The sequence below is a fragment of the Neisseria sp. P0021.S005 genome (genome assembly GCF_051956955.1).
On record NZ_JBQCWY010000131.1, the window covers coordinates 1 to 7,096 of the forward strand.

5 protein-coding genes are annotated in these 7,096 nt (G+C 47.4%); 1 reads left to right on the forward strand and 4 read right to left on the reverse strand.

Annotation, left to right across the window (positions count from 1 at the left end; translation table 11 throughout):
• The coding region (gene leuS / locus ACTHUE_RS08885) for a leucine--tRNA ligase (RefSeq protein WP_440423307.1) at positions 1–1,638 on the forward strand (1,638 nt) is incomplete at its 5' end.
• Positions 1,639–1,785: 147 nt separating this feature from the next.
• On the opposite strand, the gene merA is transcribed toward leuS, so the two are convergent.
• The 4 genes from merA to adhE form a co-directional block, all read right to left on the reverse strand.
• A complete protein-coding gene (merA, locus tag ACTHUE_RS08890) occupies positions 1,786–3,426 on the reverse strand; it encodes a mercury(II) reductase (RefSeq protein ID WP_001031935.1) in 1,641 nt (546 codons plus the stop codon).
• A gap of 28 nt (positions 3,427–3,454) precedes the next feature.
• On the reverse strand, positions 3,455–3,847 hold the full coding sequence (gene merR, locus ACTHUE_RS08895) for an Hg(II)-responsive transcriptional regulator (RefSeq protein WP_001863748.1): 393 nt from the start codon (positions 3,845–3,847) through the stop codon (positions 3,455–3,457).
• 197 nt (positions 3,848–4,044) lie between these two features.
• Positions 4,045–4,326: a helix-turn-helix domain-containing protein gene (locus ACTHUE_RS08900; RefSeq protein WP_070459603.1), complete on the reverse strand. Its 282-nt coding sequence runs from the start codon at positions 4,324–4,326 to the stop codon at positions 4,045–4,047.
• Positions 4,327–4,451: 125 nt separating this feature from the next.
• The gene (adhE, locus tag ACTHUE_RS08905) at positions 4,452–7,067 is read right to left on the reverse strand and encodes a bifunctional acetaldehyde-CoA/alcohol dehydrogenase (RefSeq protein WP_440423309.1); all 2,616 of its coding nucleotides are present in this window, start codon (positions 7,065–7,067) and stop codon (positions 4,452–4,454) included.
• Positions 7,068–7,096: the final 29 nt, after the last annotated feature.

The window sequence follows — 7,096 nt, forward strand, 5'->3', positions numbered from 1 at the left end:
GCCAACTATGTATTGTGGGGCTACGGCGACGGCGCAGTGATGGCTGTTCCGGCGCACGACGAACGCGATTTCGAGTTCGCCACCAAATACAATCTTCCGAAAAAACAAGTCATTGCCGTTGGCGACAACGCATTCGACGCAAACCAATGGCAAGAATGGTACGGCGACAAAGAAAACGGCGTCTTGGTCAACAGCGACGACTTGGACGGCATGAATTTTCAGACGGCCTTCGACGCCATCTCCGCCAAGCTGCAAAGTCAAGACGCAGGTGAACCGAAAACCCAATACCGCCTGCGCGACTGGGGCATTTCGCGCCAACGCTACTGGGGCTGCCCGATTCCTATCATCCATTGCGAAAAATGCGGCGACGTACCCGTCCCAGCCGACCAACTGCCGGTCGTCCTGCCTGAAAACGTCGTACCCGACGGCATGGGTTCGCCGCTGGCAAAAATGCCCGAGTTTTACGAAACCACCTGCCCATGCTGCGGCGGCGTGGCGAAACGCGAAACCGACACCATGGACACCTTCATGGAGTCAAGCTGGTATTTCTTCCGCTATATGTCGCCCAAGTTCGCAGAAGGCATGGTATCGACTAAAGCCGCAAAATACTGGGGCGCGGTCGACCAATACATCGGCGGCATCGAACACGCGATTCTGCACCTCTTATACGCGCGTTTCTTCACCAAACTGATGCGCGACGAAGGCTTGGTCAATGTTGACGAACCGTTTGAACGCCTGCTGACGCAAGGCATGGTCGTTTGCGAAACCTACTACCGCGAAAACGACAAAGGCGGCAAAGACTGGATCAACCCTGCCGATGTCGAGCTGACTTTTGACGACAAAGGCCGCCCTGTTTCCGCCGTTCTGAAAGCAGACGGACTGCCAGTCGTCATCAGCGGCACGGAAAAAATGTCCAAGTCCAAAAACAACGGCGTCGATCCGCAAGAACTGATTAACGCCTACGGCGCAGACACCGCCCGCCTGTTCATGATGTTCGCCGCACCGCCCGAACAGTCCCTCGAATGGAGCGACAGCGGCGTCGAAGGCGCACACCGCTTCCTGCGCCGTCTGTGGCGTACCGTTTACGAATACTTGAAGCAAGGCGAAACAGTCAAAGCGTTCGCAGGCAACCAAGATGGTTTGTCTAAAGAACTCAAAGACCTGCGCCACAAACTGCATTCCACTATCACCAAAGTCAGCGACGACTACGGCCGCCGTCAGCAGTTCAACACCGCCATCGCCGCCGTAATGGAACTGCTCAACCAATACGATAAAACCGACACCGGCAGCGAACAAGGCCGCGCCGTCGCTCAAGAAGTATTGGAAGCCGCCGTACGCTTGCTGTGGCCGATTGTGCCACACATCTGCGAAACCCTGTGGAGCGAATTGAACAGCGCGAAACTGTGGGAAGCAGGCTGGCCGACAGTCGATGAAGCCGCTTTGGTCAAATCCGAAATCGAAGTGATGGTTCAAGTCAACGGTAAACTGCGCGGCAAAATCACCGTCGCCGCCGACGCATCCAAAGCCGACCTCGAAGCCGCCGCCCTTGCCAACGAAGGCGCAGTGAAATTCATGGAAGGCAAGCCTGCGAAGAAAATCATCGTCGTTCCGGGCAGACTGGTGAACATCGTGGTGTAAAGCTGATTCGACATTAATTGCTGTAATTAGGAAAGGTCGTCTGAAAACTTGGAAACAGGGTTTTCAGACGACCTTTTTAAGGTAGATTGAGCTGTCTACATTACAGACCTCAAATAACTTAAATCTCAAAATCCTAAAAAAGTTCCCTTAGCCTGCACAACAAGATAATTTCGAAATATCTTTATCGAACGTAAGTGCAACTAATTTTAGCCCTTCAGCCATTGTTAAATATGGTGCTAGGGTTTCTGTTAAATCTTCTATCGTTAAGCCAAATTTAACAGCTAATGATGCTGCATAGATGACATCTCCTGCATTTTCAGATACAATATGAACCCCTAATACTTTTAGTGTTTCTGCATCTGCTACTAGTTTAAATACACCGGTTGTTTCACGGTTTACAATTGCTCTTGGAACAGCATCTAAAGGTAATACAGATGTCTTCACATCATACCCTTTCTCTTTTGCTTGTTCTTCTGTTAAACCAACCGTTGCAACCGTCGGATTCGTAAACGTAACAGCAGGAACTACCGATAAATCTATTTTTTTGTTTAATCCACCAATAGCATTATCAGTAATAATTCCACCTTCATAGGCTGCTACATATACAAATTGTGGTCCTAAAGTCACATCTCCTGCTGCATAAATCTTTTCATTACTTGTTTGACCAAAATCATTGATCAGGATTTCATTATTTTTTCCAGTTTCAACACCTGCTGCACTTAAATTTAAAGAATCCGTATTTGGTTTTCTTCCAGTGGCAACAAGTAACTGATCTGATTCAATGACTTCTCTACTGCCATTTACTGTTACGTAAACCCTTTTTATCTCTCCACTTTGTTCAACACGCTCAAAAGTTGCCCCTTTGACAAGGTTTATACCCTGTTCAATTAACGCTTTTTCAACTGACTCTGAAATCTCAGGATCATACTCCTTTAAAAGTCGCTCACTTCTTTGCATAAGCGTTATTTCTGAACCTAAATGATGAAATAGTTGTCCAAGCTCCATTCCAATGTATCCTGAACCAATTACAGTTAATCGTTTTGGTATTTTCTTTAACTCAAGAAGTGTTGTACTAGTTAAATAGTCCATTTTTTCAAGTCCTGAAATTTGGGGCAACGAAGGCGATGCACCTGTTGCAATTAAAAAGCGTTTTGCAGATAACTTTGCCCCATTGACCTCAACCGTACTAGCATCAACGAATTTTGCTTCACCTTTAATTAAATCAAAATTATATTCATCAATTAAATCCATATATTTTTGATTCCGAAGTTCGCTCACCAATTTATCCTTTTGCGTGATTAAACTAGCTAAATCCACTTCTCCAGCGGATGTTTGTAAACCTATAAACGGATTGTCTTTTGATAAATGATTGATTTCCCCTGCCCTAAGAAGAGTTTTTGACGGAACACAGCCAATATTCACACAGGTTCCCCCAACCGTTCCACGCTCAATCATTCCAACTTTTGCACCGTATTCTATAGCTTTAATTGCCGAAGAAAAGGCAGCAGCACCAGAACCAATAATAAGAAGGTCATAATTGTCTTCATTAATTAACGCCACGTTTTCTAGTGATGATACTTCTTCAATTTCTCCGGCTTGGTAATTTGCTTCATCAATCGCCTTTATTGCACTTTCAACCTCAATATCATCGGGCAGTTCAAATACTGCTTCACCACGACGATAACTAGACTCAATATTTTTAGCACCTATCTTTTCAAGTGCTGATTCTACGTGTTTTTCACAACCCGTACATGTCATTCCTGAAATGTTTACCTTAAATTTATTCATAAAAAAGCTCCTTTCGTTAATTAATCTCTCATGTTAATGTTTCTATTATTGGACACGAATGTAATTGCTTTTCATCTGGACATCGTTGTTTTAAGTCGTCTAACATAGTTTCAATTCGTTTTAAATCCTCTATTTGTTTTTGCACTTCCTTTTGTTTTTTAGAAACAAATTCGAACATATCTTGACAACGAACTTCATCTTTATCTACAACACCAAGTAATTTATAAATCTCGCTTAAAGAGAAACCAAGTTCCTGTATTCGTTTAATAAACCCAACACGCTTAACGTCATCATATGAATATATCCGATAACCAGCTTCCGTTCGGTGAGGTTCTTGTAATAAATTTTTTCGCTCGTAATATCTGATCGTTTCTTTATTAACTCCACATTTATCTGCAAACTCACTAATGCGATAAATCATCTTATTTCACCCCCTGAATATTATAAACCATGTACCATAGTACACGGTCAAGTAAATTGGACTATTTTATTTTTTTCCCAAAGTATCACTCGTATGTGATTGATACTTTTATATAATACTATTGATTATCCTAACATCCCACCAGAAAATCCGATTTAAACACCAGTTGTTTTTAAACTATTAAGAAAGTAATTCCACTATATATTCCGAAGACCCAAAAAACCATACGAATCAGTTAGATTCATTATCACAGTTCCCGTCATTAACATAGCCCTTAAAAGTTCAGGCAAAGAAATATCTAATGCGCTAGCCAAACGAATAAGATTTAATAGGGCGGGGTTACGCTCTCCACGTTCTATCATTCCGATATAAGTCCGGTACATATTCACTTTTTCAGCCAATGCTTCCTGACTTAAATCCTGGAGTTGTCTTAAATAACGAACATGTTTGCCAAATTGTTTTAAAATTTCTGATTTCATGATGACTATTCTTAATGTTTGCAAATTAAATTCCACATACAATAAGTATCAACTTTAGTTCTAATACAAAAGGCCGTCTGAAACCCTATATTCAGGTTTCAGACGGCCTTTTTAACTGCCCGATTTTATTCGCCGTAGTAGGCTTTGGTCAGGATTTCTTCCATATCGGCCACCATGGCGAGGCGTGGGTTGGCCGGGGTGCATTGGTCTTCAAAAGACATCATGGCCAGCTCTTTTCTGCCGTCGAGGAAGGTTTTCTCATCGATGCCCTGCTCTTTCAACGACATTTTGATGCCGACGTTGACCGCCAGTTCGTGGCAGGCGCGGGCGAAGGATTCGACGCCTTCTGCCGGTGTGCTGCATGGCAGGCCTAAGGTACGGGCGATTTCCTGATATTTCAGGTCGGCTTTGTAGTAGTTGTACTTCGGCCAAGTGGCGGTTTTCTGCGGGCGCGTGCCGTTGTAGCGGATGACGTGCGGCAGCAGGATGGCGTTGGCACGGCCGTGCGGAACGTGATATTTGCCGCCGATTTTGTGTGCCATCGAGTGGTTGATGCCCAAGAACGCATTGGCAAACGCCATGCCTGCGATGGTGGAGGCATTGTGCATATGCTCGCGCGCTTCAGGATCGGCCGCACCGTGTTTGTAGGAGCGTTCGAGGTATTGGAACACGAGCTTGATGGCTTGCAGAGCGAGGCCGTCTGTAAAGTCGTTCGCCAGTACGGAAACGTACGCTTCTACCGCGTGGGTCAGTACGTCCAAACCGGTATCGGCGGTTACGCCGGCGGGGACGGTCATGGTAAACGCAGGATCGACAATCGAAATAGTCGGGGTCAGCGAGTAGTCGGCAATCGGATATTTTTTGTCGCCGTCGCTGATGACGGTAAACGGAGTAACTTCGGAGCCGGTACCCGATGTGGTAGGAATGCCGATGAATTTGGCTTTGCGGCCCAACTCGGGGAAGCGGAACGCGCGTTTGCGGATGTCCATGAATTTTTGCACCAAGTCTTCAAAGTCGACTTGCGGCTGTTCGTAGAAGAGCCACATGGCTTTGGCCGCGTCCATCGGCGAGCCGCCGCCCAGTGCGATGATGGTGTCGGGCTGGAAGCTGCGCATCAAATCCGTGCCTTTATAGACGGTTTGGACGCTCGGATCGGCTTCGACATCGGTAAACAGCTGGATGGTCACTTTGTTTTTGCGTTGGTGGAGCTGGTAAGTGATTTTATCGACAAAGCCCAGATCAACCATCGAACGGTCGGTCACAATCATGACTTTTTCGCAGTCTTTCATGTCTTGCAGATATTGGATGGAATCGCGTTCAAAATAGATTTTGGCGGGCACTTTGAACCATTGCATGTTGTTTCTCCGACGGCCTACTTTTTTGATGTTTAACAGATTGACTGCGCTGACGTTGCCGCCGACGGAGTTTTTACCGTAAGAGCCGCAACCGAGGGTCAGAGAAGGCAGGAAGGCGTTGTACACGTCGCCGATGCCGCCGAAGGTGGAAGGCGAATTCCAAATTACGCGCAGGGCTTTGACGCGGGAGCCGAACGTTTTGACCAATTCTTCGTCGGCGGTATGGATGGCGGCGGAGTGTCCCAAGCCGTCAAAGGCAACCATTTCTTCGGCGAACTTCAAGCCTTGTTCGGTCGAATCTGCCTTAATCATGGCCAAAACAGGCGAAAGTTTTTCGCGGGTCAGCGGCTCGTTGGGGCCGACTTCGCGGCATTCAGCGATGATGATGTTGGTTTTTTCAGGTACTTTAAACCCGGCCTGTTCGGCAATCCATGCCGCCGGTTTGCCCACGACGGCAGAATTGAGTTTCGCGCCGCCGCAGCTGGCGCAGTTCGCCGTTACGCCGAAGATAAACTCTTCGAGCATGGCTTTTTCTTTTTTGTTGGCAAAGTACACGCCGTAGGATTTGAACTCTTCGGCCAACTCTTTGTAAATCTCTTTATCGGCAATCACCGCTTGCTCACTGGCGCACACCATGCCGTTGTCGAAAGATTTCGACATCACAATATCGTGCGCCACCTGTTTGATGTCCGCCGTTTTTTCAACATAAGTAGGTACGTTGCCCGCCCCGACGCCGAGCGCAGGTTTGCCGCAAGAATACGCGGCTTCCACCATCGCATTGCCGCCGGTCGCCAAAATCGTTGCCACGCCCGGATGCTTCATCAGCGCGGAAGTGCCTTCCATAGACGGCTTTTCAATCCACTGGATACAGTTTTCCGGCGCACCGGCCGCAATCGCCGCATCGCGCACAATACGCGCGGCATGGGCGGAACACTGCTGGGCGGACGGGTGGAACGAGAAAATAATCGGATTGCGGGTTTTCAGCGCAATCAGGGATTTGAAAATGGTGGTGGAAGTCGGATTGGTGGTCGGCACGATACCGCAAACCACGCCGACCGGATCGGCAATTTCAGTAATACCGGTTACATCGTTTTCGCTGATGACGCCCACGGTTTTCAAATCGCGCAGGCGGCGCACGACGTTTTCGCAGGCAAATAGGTTTTTGGTCGCCTTATCTTCAAATACGCCGCGTCCCGTTTCTTCGACCGCGTGCATGGCGAGCACACCATGTTTGTCCAGCGCGGCGATAGAGGCTTTGGCCACAATAAAGTCAATCTGCTCCTGATCGAGCTTAAGAAACTCGTCCAATGCCCGTAAACCCTTGTCAACCAGGCTGTTTACCTCGGCTACGGCTGGGCTGACGACGTTGTCGGCTGATGCGTTCATGGTGTATCTCCTTAATAAAAGGTGGCAAT

What these genes read in the sequence shown, in the direction of transcription:
- merA (WP_001031935.1), bottom strand. Translation starts at nt 3,426, where the DNA reads ATGAATAAATTTAAGGTAAACATTTCAGGAATGACATGTACGGGTTGT.
- merR (WP_001863748.1), bottom strand. Translation starts at nt 3,847, where the DNA reads ATGATTTATCGCATTAGTGAGTTTGCAGATAAATGTGGAGTTAATAAA.
- ACTHUE_RS08900 (WP_070459603.1), bottom strand. Translation starts at nt 4,326, where the DNA reads ATGAAATCAGAAATTTTAAAACAATTTGGCAAACATGTTCGTTATTTA.
- adhE (WP_440423309.1), bottom strand. Translation starts at nt 7,067, where the DNA reads ATGAACGCATCAGCCGACAACGTCGTCAGCCCAGCCGTAGCCGAGGTA.